Annotated in this window: 15 protein-coding genes and 1 pseudogene; 11 read left to right on the top strand and 5 right to left on the bottom strand. The window is 70.3% G+C overall.

Annotated elements, in window-relative coordinates; all coding sequences use genetic code 11:
- The first annotated feature begins 30 nt into the window (after positions 1 to 30).
- The 3 genes from ACKTSN_RS33835 (at position 31) to ACKTSN_RS33845 (ending at position 2458) form a co-directional block, all read left to right on the top strand.
- Positions 31 to 528, top strand: a complete 498-nt coding sequence (locus ACKTSN_RS33835; protein WP_409472594.1) for a DUF5304 domain-containing protein — start codon at positions 31 to 33, stop codon at positions 526 to 528.
- 114 nt (positions 529 to 642) lie between these two features.
- On the top strand, positions 643 to 1596 hold the full coding sequence (locus ACKTSN_RS33840) for an ROK family glucokinase (RefSeq protein ID WP_409472595.1): 954 nt from the start codon (positions 643 to 645) through the stop codon (positions 1594 to 1596).
- A 73-nt stretch (positions 1597 to 1669) separates the two neighbouring features.
- The gene (locus tag ACKTSN_RS33845) at positions 1670 to 2458 is read left to right on the top strand and encodes an endonuclease/exonuclease/phosphatase family protein (protein WP_409472596.1); all 789 of its coding nucleotides are present in this window, start codon (positions 1670 to 1672) and stop codon (positions 2456 to 2458) included.
- 5 nt (positions 2459 to 2463) lie between these two features.
- Here the strand turns inward: ACKTSN_RS33845 and ACKTSN_RS33850 are convergent, their stop codons facing one another.
- Both ACKTSN_RS33850 and ACKTSN_RS33855 read right to left on the bottom strand, forming a co-directional pair.
- Entirely contained in the window at positions 2464 to 3123 is a 660-nt protein-coding gene (locus ACKTSN_RS33850) for a hypothetical protein (protein WP_409472597.1), read from the bottom strand.
- Positions 3116 to 3895, bottom strand: a complete 780-nt coding sequence (locus tag ACKTSN_RS33855) for an alpha/beta hydrolase (RefSeq protein WP_409472598.1) — start codon at positions 3893 to 3895, stop codon at positions 3116 to 3118. The genes ACKTSN_RS33850 and ACKTSN_RS33855 overlap by 8 nt, the downstream gene beginning before the upstream one ends.
- A 160-nt stretch (positions 3896 to 4055) precedes the next feature.
- On the opposite strand from ACKTSN_RS33855, the gene ACKTSN_RS33860 reads away from it, so the two are divergent.
- From ACKTSN_RS33860 to ACKTSN_RS33880, 5 genes and pseudogenes are all read left to right on the top strand, one after another.
- Positions 4056 to 4823 (top strand): lysophospholipid acyltransferase family protein, encoded by a 768-nt coding sequence (locus ACKTSN_RS33860; RefSeq protein ID WP_409472599.1) that lies wholly within the window; start codon positions 4056 to 4058, stop codon positions 4821 to 4823.
- Between the two features lie 47 nt (positions 4824 to 4870).
- The gene (gene macS, locus ACKTSN_RS33865; RefSeq protein WP_409472600.1) at positions 4871 to 6088 is read left to right on the top strand and encodes a MacS family sensor histidine kinase; all 1218 of its coding nucleotides are present in this window, start codon (positions 4871 to 4873) and stop codon (positions 6086 to 6088) included.
- A complete protein-coding gene (locus ACKTSN_RS33870) occupies positions 6085 to 6768 on the top strand; it encodes a response regulator (protein ID WP_409472601.1) in 684 nt (227 codons plus the stop codon). The genes macS and ACKTSN_RS33870 overlap by 4 nt, the downstream gene beginning before the upstream one ends.
- Positions 6769 to 6914: 146 nt before the next feature.
- Positions 6915 to 7943 carry a 6-phosphofructokinase gene (locus ACKTSN_RS33875; RefSeq protein WP_409472602.1) on the top strand — a complete coding sequence of 343 codons (1029 nt, stop codon included), beginning with the start codon at positions 6915 to 6917 and terminating at the stop codon, positions 7941 to 7943.
- Positions 7944 to 8231: 288 nt separating this feature from the next.
- A pseudogene (locus ACKTSN_RS33880) lies at positions 8232 to 8768 on the top strand (NAD(P)-dependent oxidoreductase); the annotation flags it as partial.
- A gap of 355 nt (positions 8769 to 9123) precedes the next feature.
- Here ACKTSN_RS33880 and ACKTSN_RS33885 read toward each other — a convergent pair.
- Positions 9124 to 11058, bottom strand: a complete 1935-nt coding sequence (locus ACKTSN_RS33885; protein ID WP_409472603.1) for an anthranilate synthase family protein — start codon at positions 11056 to 11058, stop codon at positions 9124 to 9126.
- A 103-nt stretch (positions 11059 to 11161) separates the two neighbouring features.
- Positions 11162 to 11230 carry a trp operon leader peptide gene (locus ACKTSN_RS33890; RefSeq protein WP_409474987.1) on the bottom strand — a complete coding sequence of 23 codons (69 nt, stop codon included), beginning with the start codon at positions 11228 to 11230 and terminating at the stop codon, positions 11162 to 11164.
- 84 nt (positions 11231 to 11314) lie between these two features.
- Between ACKTSN_RS33890 and ACKTSN_RS33895 the strand changes: the two genes are divergently transcribed.
- Both ACKTSN_RS33895 and ACKTSN_RS33900 read left to right on the top strand, forming a co-directional pair.
- On the top strand, positions 11315 to 12667 hold the full coding sequence (locus ACKTSN_RS33895) for a class II 3-deoxy-7-phosphoheptulonate synthase (RefSeq protein ID WP_409472604.1): 1353 nt from the start codon (positions 11315 to 11317) through the stop codon (positions 12665 to 12667).
- 174 nt (positions 12668 to 12841) lie between these two features.
- Positions 12842 to 13075, top strand: a complete 234-nt coding sequence (locus ACKTSN_RS33900) for a (2Fe-2S)-binding protein (protein WP_224739035.1) — start codon at positions 12842 to 12844, stop codon at positions 13073 to 13075.
- A gap of 15 nt (positions 13076 to 13090) precedes the next feature.
- Here ACKTSN_RS33900 and bfr read toward each other — a convergent pair whose 3' ends face one another.
- Positions 13091 to 13570: a bacterioferritin gene (bfr, locus tag ACKTSN_RS33905; RefSeq protein ID WP_129797434.1), complete on the bottom strand. Its 480-nt coding sequence runs from the start codon at positions 13568 to 13570 to the stop codon at positions 13091 to 13093.
- A gap of 174 nt (positions 13571 to 13744) precedes the next feature.
- Between bfr and ACKTSN_RS33910 the strand changes: the two genes are divergently transcribed.
- The gene (locus ACKTSN_RS33910) at positions 13745 to 14377 is read left to right on the top strand and encodes a sulfite oxidase-like oxidoreductase (RefSeq protein WP_409472605.1); all 633 of its coding nucleotides are present in this window, start codon (positions 13745 to 13747) and stop codon (positions 14375 to 14377) included.
- Positions 14378 to 14386 lie beyond the last annotated feature (9 nt).

Genomic DNA, 14386 nt, shown 5'->3' on the forward strand with positions numbered 1-14386 from the left:
GTAGGGACAAGCCGTAGTCAGGAGTCCACCATGAGCGAAGAGCGCCCCCCGTCCGACGCCGCTCAGGAGCAGGCGGCCGACGAGGTGCCGTCGGTCACCGAGGACGACGCCTGGGCGACCGCGTGTGCCGAGGACCTCGCAGCGGAGAAGGCCCGCATCCGTGCCCAGTACGGTCCGCCCGCGGGCTCGGCCGCCGAGGAGCTGCGCCGGCTCGTCGACACCGTCGCAGACAAGCTGTCCGGCCTGCAGTCCCCGCTGCTCGGGGCGGTCGCCGGGCCCGCCGCCCAGCAGGTGCTGCAGCAGGTCGTCCAGCAGGCGAGGGCCGCCGTCGAGCCCGTCATCGAACGCAATCCGGATGTCTTCGAGCACCTGGCAGCGGCCGGCAACGAGCTGCTCGCCGCCTACCGCTCCGCGGTCGAGGCACAGGAGCGCCGCTGGACCGGCCGCATGGACGAGCTGGACGAGACCGACGACCGCGACGACCGGGGCGAGGGCACCGGCCCCGGCCAACGCATCGACTTGGACTGACGGCCACTGACCCGGTCGTCACCGGTCCCGCCCTCCGGGCGGACGGCGGGCACCCGACGACAGGGCCTCGGGTACGGTTGGCCATAGCGGGGCTCGACCGAAACTGAGGGATTCATGGGACTCACCATCGGCGTCGACATCGGCGGCACGAAGATCGCGGCCGGCGTGGTCGACGAGGAAGGCAACATCCTCTCGACCTTCAAGGTGCCGACCCCCACCACGCCCGAGGCCATCGTGGACGCCATCGCCTCGGCGGTGGAGGGCGCACGCGCGGGGCACGAGATCGTCGGCGTGGGCATCGGTGCCGCCGGGTACGTCAACCGCCAGCGCTCGACGGTCTACTTCGCGCCCAACATCGACTGGCGCCAGGAGCCGCTGAAGGAGAAGGTCGAGGCGCGCGTCGACCTGCCCGTCGTCGTGGAGAACGACGCCAACGCCGCCGCCTGGGGCGAGTACAAGTTCGGCGCGGGCAAGGGCCACCGCAACGTCATCTGCATCACGCTCGGCACCGGCCTCGGCGGCGGCATCATCATCGGCAACAAGCTGCGCCGCGGGCACTACGGCGTGGCCGCCGAGTTCGGCCACATCCGGATGGTGCCGGACGGTCTGCTGTGCGGCTGCGGCTCGCAGGGCTGCTGGGAGCAGTACGCCTCCGGGCGCGCCCTCGTCCGGTACGCCAAGCAGCGCGCCAACGCCACCCCCGAGAACGCCGAGCTGCTGCTCTCCCTCGGTGACGGCACCCCCGAGGGCATCGAGGGCAAGCACATCTCCATGGCCGCCCGCCAGGGCGACCCGGTCGCCGTCGACTCCTACCGCGAGCTCGCCCGCTGGGCCGGCGCCGGCCTCGCCGACCTGGCCTCCCTCTTCGACCCCTCCGCCTTCATCGTCGGCGGCGGCCTGTCGGAGGAGGGCGAGCTGGTCCTCGACCCCATCCGCAAGTCGTACAAGCGCTGGCTGGTCGGCGGCAACTGGCGCCCGGTCGCCGATGTGATCGCCGCGCAGCTCGGCAACAAGGCCGGCCTGGTCGGCGCCGCGGACCTGGCCCGCGAGCCCGACCCGATCATGTGACGCCGCAGTCCGGTACGACCGTGCCCGCCGAGCCCCGCCCGGGGACGGCGGGTTCCGTCGTATCTTGATCGCCATGGCGACGAGTCTGCTGCCCAACTCCGGTACCGGAGCCGACGGTTCGGCCGTGATCCGGGTGCTCAGCTACAACATCCGCTCCATGCGCGACGACACCGACGCGCTCGCCCGGGTGATCAGCGCCTGCGAGCCCGACCTCGTCCTCGTTCAGGAGGCCCCGCGGTTCTTCCGCTGGCGCAAGAAGCTGGCCCGGCTCGCGGCCGCGTCGGGACAGGTGATCCTCTCGGGCGGCGCCCCCGCGGCGGGGCCCGCCCTGCTGTGCTCCCTGCGCGCCACGGTCGAGCGCACCGAGGACGTCCTGCTGCCGCTCACCCCCGGCCTGCACCGGCGAGGTTTCGCGACCGCGGTGGTCCGCTTCGGCGGCGCCCGCCTCGGCGTCCTGAGCTGCCATCTCTCGCTGCAGAAGGACGAGCGGTACGAGCAGGGCGGCATGCTCCTGGACCGGCTCGCCGGGCTGGGAGTCGAGCACGCCATCGCCGGCGGCGACCTCAACGAACGCCCCGGCGGACCCACCTTCCGACGCCTGGCCGACAGACTCCAGGACTGCTGGGCCGTCGCCCCCTGGGGCAGCGAGTACACCTCGACACCGACCGACCCCCATCAGCGCATCGACGCGATCTTCGCGACCGAGGGCATCGAAGTCCTGGGCTGTGGGGTTCCTCCCCCACTCTCGGCTCCGCTCGAGCGGGGGGACCCCCATGGGTACCGGGGGGTGACGGAGCGAGATTTGAGGGCGGCCACGGATCACCTTCCGGTCCTCGCCGCCCTCAGAATTCCACCGGCGTAAGCGGGTCAGACCACCGCGCCCCGACCCGGATCGTCGTCGTCCTCGTCGTCCGTGCGCATCCGCGTCACCAGCGTCGCGAAGCCGCCCAGGAAGCCGCCGATGCCGAGTGTGGTCAGCCACCACGTCATGTCCCAGCCGAGCAGCACCGCCAGCAGAAGCAGTACGGGGCCGCCGATCACACCCAGCCACGCGAACTTGGCGGTGGCGTCGGCGGAGGGCAGCGGTGGCGGCTCCGGCGGCACGAAGTGGCCCTCGTCGTCCTCACCGAGGTCGTCGTCGGACGGCTCCTGCAGGCTGTAGTCGCGCGGGCCGCCGCTCACGCCGGGGGCGAAGCTGACGGAGCTGCCGAGCGGCTTGGGCGTCTCCTGCTTGGGCTCCGGCTCATTCTGGGCCGTGTCGCCCTTGCTGCTGCCCTTGCTGTCGTTGGTCTCGGGCTCCAGCAGCGCCAGGTCCTCGACCGACTTGAACGGCTTGGCGCCCGGCGGGTCCGGCGGCTCCTCCCCGTATCCGGCGACGATCGCCGCCCAGGCGGCCTCCTCGTCGAACGGCACGTTCTGCTCGCCGGGCTCGCGATGCTCCCGGTCCGGCCGGCCGGCGCGGTCCTCCCGCTCCTGCCGCTCGTCGCGCTCCTCGCGGTCCTCGCGGTCGGAGTCGTGCTCAGCCACCTGCCGCCGTCCCTTCCTTGCCGACACTGGGTGCGAGCCGGCCGATGAACGCGAGACTCTCCTCGAAGATCCGGTCCGCATCGTGGTCCAACGTCGCCACGTGGTAGCTCTGTTCCAGCAGCAGCTCCGTCACGTCCGTCGACGAGACCCGGCTGAGGATGCGCGCCGAGTCGGCCGGCGGCACCACATGGTCCTGCGGGCTGTGCAGAAGCAGCAGCGGCTGGGTGACCTGCGGCAACTCGCCGTCGACCAGGCGGAAGAAGGTCCGCAGGGAGTGCGCCGCGTGCAGTGGCACCCGGTCGTAGCCGATCTCCTCCATGCCCGGCTTGGCTATGTCGCTGGTGATGCCCTTCGTCGTCCGGACGAGATGCCGGGCCACCGGAAGGGCGTACGCCGACAGGCCGTGCACCTTGTTCCCCGGGTTGACGACCACGACGCCGCTGACCGCGTCCCCGTGCCTGGCGGCGAGCCGCAGGGCCAGGGCGCCGCCCATGGACAGGCCGAACACGAACACCTGCGCGCAGCGCTCGCGCAGGGCACGCAGCTCGCGGTCCACCTCGGCGTACCAGTCCTGCCAGCCCGTGAGCTGCATGTCCTCCCAGCGTGTGCCGTGCCCGGGAAGCAGCGGCAGGGCGACGGTCAGACCGTGCCCGGCGAGATACTCCGCCCAGGGGCGCAGTGACTGGGGTGAACCGGTGAAGCCGTGGCAGAGCAGGACGCCGACCTCCCCGCCGTCATGGCGGTACGGCTCGGCTCCAGGAAGGACCGGCACCTTCGGTCTCCTGTTCATGAGAGGGGCGAGAACGAGTCCAGGTGTGCATCACCGTACGCGACCGCACTGACACCGACCAGGGCCGTCGGACTCTTCGCCCGGCCGCCGGGTTAAGGTCTGATTTACAGACACAGGAGGCACTCGGTTGTTGTACGGCGCGATGAAGGTTTCCGTCGGGGGTCCGCTGAAGCTCGTCTTCCGGCCCTGGGTGGAGGGCCTGGAGAACGTACCCGCCGAGGGCCCCGCGATCCTGGCGAGCAATCACCTCTCCTTCTCCGACTCGTTCTTCCTGCCCGCGGTCCTCGACCGCAAGGTCACCTTCATCGCGAAGGCCGAGTACTTCACCACCCCCGGCATCAAGGGCCGGCTGACCGCCGCCATCTTCAAGGGCCTCGGCCAGCTGCCGGTGGACCGTTCCGGCGCCCGCGGCGCGGGCGAGGCGGCGATCAGGAGCGGGATCGAGGTCATCGAGCGAGGTGAGCTGTTCGGCATCTATCCGGAGGGCACCCGCTCACCGGACGGTCGCCTCTACCGCGGCAAGCCCGGCGGCCTCGCGCGCGTCGCGCTGGCCACCGGTGCGCCCGTCATCCCGGTCGCGATGATCGACACGGAGAAGATCCAGCCGCCCGGGAAGGTCATGCCGAAGCTGATGCGGCCGGGCATCCGCATCGGCAAGCCGCTGGACTTCAGCCGCTACCAGGGCATGGAGCACGACCGATTCGTGCTCCGCGCGGTGACCGACGAGGTCATGTACGAAATCATGAAGCTCTCCGGCCAGGAGTACGTCGACATGTACGCGACCGCCGCCAAGCGGCAGATCGCGGAGGCGGCCAAGGCGGAGAAGGAAGCGGCCAAGGCGGCCAAGGCCGCGCTCGCGCAGGCCGAGAAGGAACAGGCGCAGAAGGAAAAGGATCAGGCCGACCAGTAGGAACAGGCCTTCCAGCAGGGACGGGCCGAGCCGGGGTGGGGGGGGACATGGCCAGGCGCGAGCGAGTCATGAGGATGTCGGTCGAGCAGCCGCTGTGGCGTGCGCTCATGGGCTACCGCGTCCTGACGATGGTGTACGCGATCGGGCTCTTCATCAGCGCGTACGACGAGGTCGCCCGCCCTCGGGTGGCCATCGCCTACTTCGCGGTACTGGCCGTCTGGACCCTGGCCACCCTGCCCAGGGTCGCGAGCGCCGCGAGCTGCACCAAGCCCTTCCTCACCGTCGACCTCACCATCGCCCTGACCGGCATCCTGCTCACCCGGGTCGCCGAGACCCCCGAGCGGATCGACGCCAGTGCGCCGACCCTGCCGTCGATCTGGACCGCGGGTGCCGTGCTGGCGTTCGCGATCAAGGGGGGCTGGCGCTGGGCGGCCTTCGCCTCCACGCTGGTCGCCGCCGCCAACCTGGTCCACCGGTCCGGCGTACCGACCCGCGACACCGTCCACATGGTGCTGCTCGTCTGGATCGCCTCCATCGCCATCGGCTACGTCGTCGAGGTCGCCCGCGCCTCCGAGCGCACCCTCGCCCGCGCCCTGGAGATCGAGGCCGCGACCCGGGAGCGGGAACGGCTCGCCCGGGACATCCATGACAGCGTCCTCCAGGTGCTGGCGATGGTGCAGCGGCGCGGAGCGGTGATCGGCGGTGAGGCGGCCGAGCTGGGCCGGCTGGCCGGCGAGCAGGAGGTGGCGCTGCGCACCCTGGTCTCCGGCGGGCTGGTGCCCGTCTCCCGGGTGTCGGAGGACGCCGCCGAGGGGGCGGTCGTACGCACCGTCGAGGAACCGGAGGCCGACGGCCCGGTCGATGTGCGCGCGCTGCTCGTCCCGTATGCCGACGCCCGGACCAGCCTCGCCGAGCCCGGCGCCCCCGTGCTGCTGCCGCCGACCGCCGCGCGGGAGCTGGCCGCGGCCGTCGCGGCCGCCCTGGACAACGTCCGCAAGCACGCCGGGGAGGGCGCCCGGGCCTGGATCCTCGTCGAGGACGAACCCGACTCGGTGATCGTGACCGTACGCGACGACGGACCGGGCATCCCCGAGGGCCGGCTCGCCCAGGCCGAGGGTGAGGGGCGGCTCGGGGTGGCCCTGTCGATCCGCGGCCGGCTGCGCGACCTGGGCGGCACGACCGAGCTGGTCTCAACACCTGGACAGGGCACGGAAGTCGAGCTGAAGGTACCGAAGGACACGACGATGGCGCGGGGGCGGCGATGAGTGAGCAACAGGGCACGATCAAGGTGATGGTGGTCGACGACCACCCCATGTGGCGCGATGCCGTCGCCCGCGACCTGACCGAGTCCGGCTTCGAGGTGGTCGCCACCGCGGGCGACGGCGAACAGGCGGTCCGGCGTGCCCGGGCCGCCGCGCCCGACGTCCTCGTCCTCGACCTCAATCTGCCCGCCAAGCCCGGCGTCCAGGTCTGCAAGGAGCTGGTGGCCCACAACCCCGCCCTGCGGGTCCTGGTCCTGTCCGCGAGCGGCGAGCACGCCGACGTACTGGAGGCCGTGAAGTCCGGCGCCACCGGCTATCTGCTGAAGTCGGCCTCCACCGAGGAGCTGCTGGACGCGGTGCGCCGCACGGCGGTCGGCGACCCGGTCTTCACACCGGGCCTCGCCGGCCTGGTCCTCGGCGAGTACCGCCGCCTCGCCTCCGACCCGGCACCCGGCGCGGGACCGGACACCGACGAGCCCAGGGCGCCGCGGCTGACCGAACGCGAGACCGAGGTGCTGCGGCTGGTCGCCAAGGGCCTGAGCTACAAGCAGATCGCGGAACGACTGGTGATCTCCCACCGCACGGTGCAGAACCACGTCCAGAACACCCTCGGCAAGCTCCAGTTGCACAACCGGGTGGAGCTGGTGCGGTACGCGATAGAGCGTGGACTCGACGAGGAGTGATCCGCCTGGGCTCCGAGGAGTGAGCCACGTGGCTCCAACCGCTGGGCCATTTCCCGGAATTGCCCGCACGGACCATGCCGTAGTGACCTGCATCACCATTAGCGTGCTCGCAGGGCATACGACCACCGCGGCGAAGGGACAATTCCATGCGGGTCGGAGTACTGACCGGAGGCGGCGACTGCCCCGGGCTCAACGCCGTCATCCGGGGCATCGTCCGCAAGGGCGTGCAGGAGTACGGCTATGACTTCGTCGGTTACCGGGACGGCTGGCGCGGTCCGCTCGACGGTGACCTCATGCGCCTCGACATCCCGGCCGTGCGCGGCATCCTGCCCCGCGGCGGCACCATCCTCGGCTCCTCGCGCACAAATCCGTTCCAGCACGAGGGCGGTATCGCCCGGATCAAGGAGAACCTCGCCAAGCAGGAGGTCGACGCGCTCATCACGATCGGCGGCGAGGACACCCTGGGCGTCGCCGCACGGCTGTCCGACGAGTACGGCGTGCCCTGCGTCGGGGTCCCGAAGACGATAGACAACGACCTGTCCGCCACGGACTACACCTTCGGCTTCAACACGGCGGTCGGCATCGCGACCGAGGCCATCGACCGGCTGCACACCACCGCCGAGTCCCATATGCGCGTCCTGGTCGTTGAGGTGATGGGCCGTCACACCGGCTGGATAGCGATCCACTCGGGACTGGCCGGCGGCGCCAACGTCATCCTCATCCCCGAGCAGCGTTTCGACGTCGACCAGGTGTGCGCCTGGGTGACCTCCCGCTTCAAGGCGTCGTACGCGCCCATCGTGGTCGTCGCGGAAGGGGCCGTGCCGAAGGACGGCGACATGGTGCTCAAGGACGAGTCCCTCGACTCCTTCGGGCATGTGCGACTGTCCGGCGTCGGCGAGTGGCTGGCCAAGGAGATCGAGAAACGGACCGGCAAGGAGGCCCGCACCACGGTCCTCGGGCACGTCCAGCGCGGCGGCACCCCCAGCGCCTTCGACCGCTGGCTCGCCACCCGCTTCGGACTGCACGCCATCGACTGCGTCCGCGACGGCGACTTCGGCACGATGGTCGCCCTGCGCGGCACGGACATCGTCCGCGTCCCGATCGCCGAGGCCACGGCCCGGCTGAAGACGGTCGACCTGAAGCTGTACGAGGAGGTCGGGGTGTTCTTCGGCTGACACCTCGTCAACTCGCCACCGTCCGGCCCGCCGTGCGCGACGGCACGGCCCTGCCCGCCCCGGATCCCGCCCCAGGCACGTGCGCTCACCGCGCTGGTCCGGGCGGCGGCCAGGGCGGGCCGGGGTACGGATGCGGGGTCGCCCGAGCACGCTGTGGTCGTCCTCGCCGCCACTCAGGCGGCCCCCTGCCGGCGCCGGCAAGCGAACCAACCCCCGAGCACGCCCACCCACAGCCCCGTATATTCGCCTCGTACGGCAACAATTCCGGTGAATCCCCGGAGGGCACCCGTGGAGATCCTGGCCTTCGGCGTACAGGCCGACGAAAAGCCCCTGATCGAGCAGGCCTTCCAGGCCCACCACGAGGTCCGCTGTCTGGACGTCTTCCTCAACGAGGACACCGCCCCCATCGCGGCCGGCCACGAGGTGATCTCCACCAGCGTCAACGCCGACCTCGGCCCGCGCGTCCTGGAAGCCCTCGCCGCAGCCGGAACCCGCATGATCGCCCAGCGTTCCACCGGCTTCAACAACATCGACCTCACCGTCGCCGAACGCCTCGGCATGACGGTCGCCCGTGTCTCGTACTACTCCCCGTACGCGGTCGCCGAGTTCGCCTGGACCCTCGCCATGGCGGTCAACCGCCGTATCGTCCGCGCCTCCACCCGCACCCGCGACTTCGACTTCCGCCTCGACGGCCTGATGGGCCGCGACATGCACGGCCGCACCGCGGGCGTCCTCGGCACCGGCAAGATCGGCGAGGCGTTCGCCCGGATCGCGCACGGCTTCGGCATGCGGCTGCTCGGCTGGGACATCGCCGAGAACCCCGCCTGAGCGGAACTCGGCACGAAGCATCGTGAATTAGGCCCTCAGGGAGCAGGACCCGTCAGCTCCGATCAGGCCGGAGTGGGGCGTCCTCTCGGCTGGTACGGTCACAGCGTGCCAAGCGAGAACCAAGCTGGCACAGCAACCCTCATTCCTTAGGGAAACCGGGCTGGTTCCAACCCGGCTGGTGTCGATCGCGTAAGACTTGGCCGTTCGCTGAGCGACCGAGCGGCGTGAGCCAGGAATCCCCCTCGGATACCGAGGGGGAGGGTTCAACTCCCATCAGGCGTACACAACCGCACGCCATGCGGAGGGCGTCGTCGATTACATCGGCGGCGCCCTCAGCGCACAGCGTCCTCGACTACACGACGGGCCGCCGCTCCGAGAACGTGCTGGTGCCGCGCAGCTGACCGACCAGCTCCTCCACGACCGCGGCGCCGTTCAGCGTCAGCAGCGACTCCGGGTGGAACTGCACCCCGGCAAAGGAGGGCCCGCGCAGCGCGTGCACCTCGCCGGTCGCGCTCCGGCTGAGCTCGATGCCGTGCGCGGCCAGCTCCACGGCCGCCTCGTCGTCGCAGCGCGCCACGAAGCTGTTGTAGAAGCCGACGGTCTCGGCCCGCCCGAACAGGTCGATCGTCGTCTGCGCCCCCTGGTACGGCACGTCCTTCCGTACGATCTCCAGGCCCAGCTCGGCCGCGATCAGCTCGTGCCCGAGGCACACACCGAGCACACCGTGCCGGTGTCCCCGCAACACCTCGGCGGTGAGGTCCCGCAGGAACCGCATCTTGGGATCGGTCAGGTCGGACGGGTCACCGGGCCCGGGGCCGAGCACGAGCGGCCCCTCGTGCGCGAGCACGGCATCCCGCAGCCCCGGCTCGTCGTACCGCCGCACGGTGACCGTGAGCCCCGACGACCGCAGCACATGCGCGAGCATGGCCGTGAAGGTGTCCTCGCCGTCGACGACCAGCGCGTGGCCCGCCAGGGCGTCCGACCTCTTCTGCATCCGCAGCCAGAAGGGTGCGAGCGCGGCCCGCCGCCCGTCCAGCGCCGCCCGCACCCGAGGGTCGTCGGCCAGCCGGGGCCGCGCCCGCTCCTCGCGTGGCCTGGACGGCCGTACCCCCAGAGCCGTCAGCACGCCCGCCGCCTTCGCGTGCGTCTCCGCGACCTCGCCCGCCGGGTCCGAGCCCCGTACCAGCGTCGCGCCGACCGGCACCCGCAGCCGCCCGTCCGCGTCGATGTCGGCGGTGCGGATGAGGATGGGGGAGTCGAGGGTCTGGGCACCCCCGGCGTCACGCCCGATCAGCGCCAGCGCACCGGCGTAGTAACCCCGCCCGCCGATCTCGTGCCGCTCGATGACCCGGCAGGCGTTCTGCACGGGTGAGCCGGTCACGGTCGCCGCGAACATGGTCTCCTTCAGCACCTCCCGCACATCCAGCGACGACCGCCCGCGCAGCTCGTACTCGGTGTGCGCGAGGTGCGCCATCTCCTTCAGTCGAGGCCCGACGACGACCCCGCCCATGTCGCCGACGGTGCACATCATCTTCAGCTCCTCGTCGACGACCATCGACAGCTCCTCGATCTCCTTGCCGTCGGCGAGAAAGCCGAGCAGGTGCTCGGGCGTCGGCCCTTCGGCGGGATAGCGGTACGTCCCGCTGATCGGGTTCATCACGACCGTGCCGCCCGACATGCGTACATGTACTTCGGGGCTGGCGCCGACCAGCGTGCGCCCACCCGTCTCCCGCCCCCGCCCTTCCAAGGAAGGCCCTTCGGGCCCTTTTTGATTTCCGGTGTGCACGACGAACGTCCAGTACGCGCCCCGCTCGCCCTCGAGGAGCCGCCGGAAGAGAGCGAGGGCATCGGCCCTGCCGAACCCCGGGATCCGGCCTCCGTACGTCCGCCGGATCACGAAGTTCGCGCCCTCGCCCCGCCCGATCTCCTCCCGCAGCACACGCCCGACGATCTCCGCGTACTCCTCGTCGCCGACGTCGAACCCGCCGCCCTCGACCCGCACCTCGTGCGCCGGGAGCCGGGTCAGGGCCTCGGCGAGCGGGATCTCGTACGTCTCCTCCGGCGTCAGCGCCACCAGCGGCGTGCCGTCGTCGCGGACGTCGAAACCACGCTCGCGGATCTGACGGAAGGGCACCAGGGCCAGGCCCTCGTCGGGGAGGTCGGCGAGCCGGTCGTACGTCCTGACCGGGCCGAGCAGCAGCTCCACCACGTCGTGGTCGTGGCCGGGAGTGCGGCGGCGGAGCAGGGCGAAGGGGCGGGGATCGTCGAGCAGTTCGAGCAGGTTCACGGGAGCTCCTTCTCTGAGGGTCTCTGAGAGAGGAGCGGCCCGGTCGCGAAAACACCGAAGGCCGCCCCTCGGGCGGCCTTCGCGAAGTCTTGCGTACGCGCAGTCAGTGGGCCGCCGGAGAAGCGGTCCACCACCAGGTCTGGTGCGAGTGCGCGAACATGAGCCGAACCATACCCCATGTCCGCAGACCGTAACTGGCGTCTCATTTGCTGGGCACGGGGCCGGAAGCCGGACATCACCCCGTAATGTTGACGTCGTGACCGTGAACGCTAAGACCAGCGCGAGCGCTGGCAACACCTGGCGAAACCTGCCCGCGGCGCAGCAGCCCGAGTACCCCGACGCCGAGGCTCTGCGCGCAGTGATCGCGGACCTCGAGTCGTATCCGCCGCTCGTCTTCGCGGGCGAGTGCGACCAGCTGCGCGCCCGGATGGCGGCCGTCGCCAAGGGAGAGGCGTTCCTCCTCCAGGGCGGCGACTGCGCCGAGGCCTTCGACGCGGTGTCCGCGGACCAGATCCGCAACAAGCTCAAGACCCTGCTCCAGATGGGCGCGGTGCTGACGTACGCCGCGTCCGTGCCCGTCGTGAAGGTGGGCCGGATCGCCGGCCAGTACTCCAAGCCGCGCTCCAAGCCGACCGAGACCCGTGACGGCGTGACGCTGCCGTCCTACCGCGGCGACTCCGTCAACGGCTTCGACTTCACGGAGGCGGCCCGCGTCCCGGACCCCGAGCGGCTGAAGCGGATGTACCACGCGTCCGCCTCCACGCTGAACCTGGTGCGCGCCTTCACCACCGGCGGCTACGCCGACCTGCGCCAGGTGCACGCCTGGAACCAGGACTTCGTGAAGTCGTCCCCGTCCGGGCAGCGCTACGAGCAGCTGGCGCGCGAGATCGACCAGGCGCTGAACTTCATGCACGCCTGCGGGGCCGACCCGGAGGAGTTCAAGACCGTCGAGTTCTACTCCTCGCACGAGGCGCTGCTGCTCGACTACGAGTCCGCCCTCACCAGGGTCGACTCGCGCACCGGGCAGCTGTACGACGTCTCCGGGCACATGGTGTGGATCGGTGAGCGCACCCGCCAGCTGGACGGCGCGCACATCGAGTTCGCGTCGAAGATCCGCAACCCGATCGGCGTCAAGCTCGGCCCGACGACGACGGCCGAGGAGACGCTGCAGTACATCGAGCGCCTCGACCCGGAGCGTGAGCCGGGCCGACTGACCTTCATCGTCCGCATGGGCGCCGACAAGGTCCGCGACAAGCTGCCCGAGCTGGTCGAGAAGGTCACCGCCTCGGGCGCGACCGTGGCCTGGGTGACCGACCCGATGCACGGCAACACCTTCGAGGCGGCCTCCGGTCACAAGACCCGCCGCTTCGACGACGTGCTCGACGAGGTCAAGGGCTTCTTCGAGGTCCACAAGGCGCTGGGCACCCACCCGGGCGGCATCCACGTGGAGCTGACCGGCGACGACGTCACCGAGTGCGTGGGCGGCGGCGACGAGATCTTCGTCGACGATCTGCACCAGCGCTACGAGACGGCTTGCGACCCGCGGCTGAACCGCAGCCAGTCGCTGGACCTGGCGTTCCTCGTCGCGGAGATGTACCGGGACCAGTAGCGGTCGACCTGTTACGGACGGTGTGGTGGGGCGTGGATCACATACGATCCGCGCCCCCTCCCACTTTTACGGCACCCCCGCGACGGGTAAGGTTAGGTTTGCCTCACCGATCAAGCGGGCCCGTGCTCCATCGGTTACGGCACGAACCTTTGATCCCGGCGGGAGGTGGACCGCGTGTTCGTCTGCAGTTGCTTCGGCATCACCGAGCAGCAGGTCAAGCAGCACGCGGAGAACGGCGCCTGCACCCCACGCCAGATAGCGTCGGCCTGCAAGGCGGGCACCGACTGCGGCTCGTGCGTACGCCGGATCCAGGCGCTCCTGGGCAGGGGTGCGTGCCCGCGCCGGGAGCTGGCCGACCAGGGCAAGCCGGTGCTGTCCGAGATCGCAGGCCTGGACGAGGCCGCGTAGCCTTCGGGCGGTCGCTCAGCTGTCCGGCTGCTCGACCAGCTGCGAGATGTACAGCGCCTCACCGAGCTTCTCCACCAGATCCAGCTGGGTGTCGAGATAGTCGATGTGGTGTTCCTCGTCCGCGAGGATCGATTCGAAGATGTTCGCGGACGTGATGTCGCCCTTGTTGCGCATCACCTCGATACCGCGCTTGAGCCGGTCCATCGCCTCCACCTCGACCTGCCGGTCCGCCTCGAACATCTCCTTGACGGTCTGCCCCACCCGTACGTGGAACAGCCGCTGGTAGTTGGGCAGTCCCTCCAGGAACAGGATCCGGTCGGTGAGCATCTCGGCGTGCTTCATCTCGTCGAACGACTCGCTCCGGGTGTACTTCGCGAGCTTGTACCAGCCGAGGTTCTCCTGCATCTTCGCGTGCAGGAAGTACTGGTTGATCGCGGTCAGCTCGCCGGTGAGCTGCTCGTTGAGAAACTCGATGACCTCAGGGTCGCCCTGCATGGCAGTGGCTCCTTCCGCGTGAGGAATGGGAGGTTGCCGCCGCATGATTGCACCGGGTGTCGAAGACCGTCCAGTAAGTGAGGACTTAGTAAGTAAGTCCATGCTTAGTGCGGGTTGCCCGATTCTGGACCGGCCTGGTCAAGTGCACTGTGTCGGGTCTGTCAGGATGGAGCCATGGGTCATCCGGTGGAGCGCGAATCTGGAGAAGCAGCACAGTGCGAGCTTCCACCGGGGCAGCGAGTGCAGCGCGGCTGGCCGGTCACGCACTACGGGCCGGTGCCCAAGTTCCGGCCCGAGCGGTGGGAGTTCAGGGTCTTCGGCGCCACCGCCGACGGTGAGAAGCACTGCTGGAACCACGACGAGTTCACGGCCCTGCCCTACACCACCGTAGTGGCCGATCTGCACTGCGTCACGAAGTTCAGCATGCTCGGCGCGGAGTGGGGTGGAATCCCCGCGCGGACGATCCTGGAGATCGCCCCGCCCGCCCCGAATGTCACCCATGTGATGGTGTGGGCGGAGTACGGCTTCAGCTCCAATCTGCGCCTGTCGGACTTCGCGTCCGAGCGCACGATTTTCGCCACCCACAAGGACGGCGAACTGCTGACCGCGGAGCACGGCTTCCCGCTGCGGCTCATCGTCCCGCACCTGTACGCCTGGAAAGGCCCCAAGTGGGTCCGCGGGGTGGAGTACATGACCACCGACCGCCGTGGCTTCTGGGAGGAGCGCGGCTACCACAACATCGGCGACCCCTGGAAGGAACAGCGCTACTCCTACCAGGAGGAGCCCGGGGACGGCCCCGAGCTGTGACGTTCGGCG

This window comes from Streptomyces flavusporus (assembly GCF_046267975.1).
Lineage (GTDB): Bacteria > Actinomycetota > Actinomycetes > Streptomycetales > Streptomycetaceae > Streptomyces > Streptomyces flavusporus.

Excerpts from the sequence above, each read along its gene's own strand:
- ACKTSN_RS33835 (WP_409472594.1), top strand. The coding sequence starts at position 31 with ATGAGCGAAGAGCGCCCCCCGTCCGACGCCGCTCAGGAGCAGGCGGCC.
- ACKTSN_RS33840 (WP_409472595.1), top strand. The coding sequence starts at position 643 with ATGGGACTCACCATCGGCGTCGACATCGGCGGCACGAAGATCGCGGCC.
- ACKTSN_RS33845 (WP_409472596.1), top strand. The coding sequence starts at position 1,670 with ATGGCGACGAGTCTGCTGCCCAACTCCGGTACCGGAGCCGACGGTTCG.
- ACKTSN_RS33860 (WP_409472599.1), top strand. The coding sequence starts at position 4,056 with ATGAAGGTTTCCGTCGGGGGTCCGCTGAAGCTCGTCTTCCGGCCCTGG.
- macS (WP_409472600.1), top strand. The coding sequence starts at position 4,871 with ATGGCCAGGCGCGAGCGAGTCATGAGGATGTCGGTCGAGCAGCCGCTG.
- ACKTSN_RS33870 (WP_409472601.1), top strand. The coding sequence starts at position 6,085 with ATGAGTGAGCAACAGGGCACGATCAAGGTGATGGTGGTCGACGACCAC.
- ACKTSN_RS33875 (WP_409472602.1), top strand. The coding sequence starts at position 6,915 with ATGCGGGTCGGAGTACTGACCGGAGGCGGCGACTGCCCCGGGCTCAAC.
- bfr (WP_129797434.1), bottom strand. The coding sequence starts at position 13,570 with ATGCAGGGCGACCCTGAGGTCATCGAGTTTCTCAACGAGCAGCTCACC.
- ACKTSN_RS33910 (WP_409472605.1), top strand. The coding sequence starts at position 13,745 with ATGGGTCATCCGGTGGAGCGCGAATCTGGAGAAGCAGCACAGTGCGAG.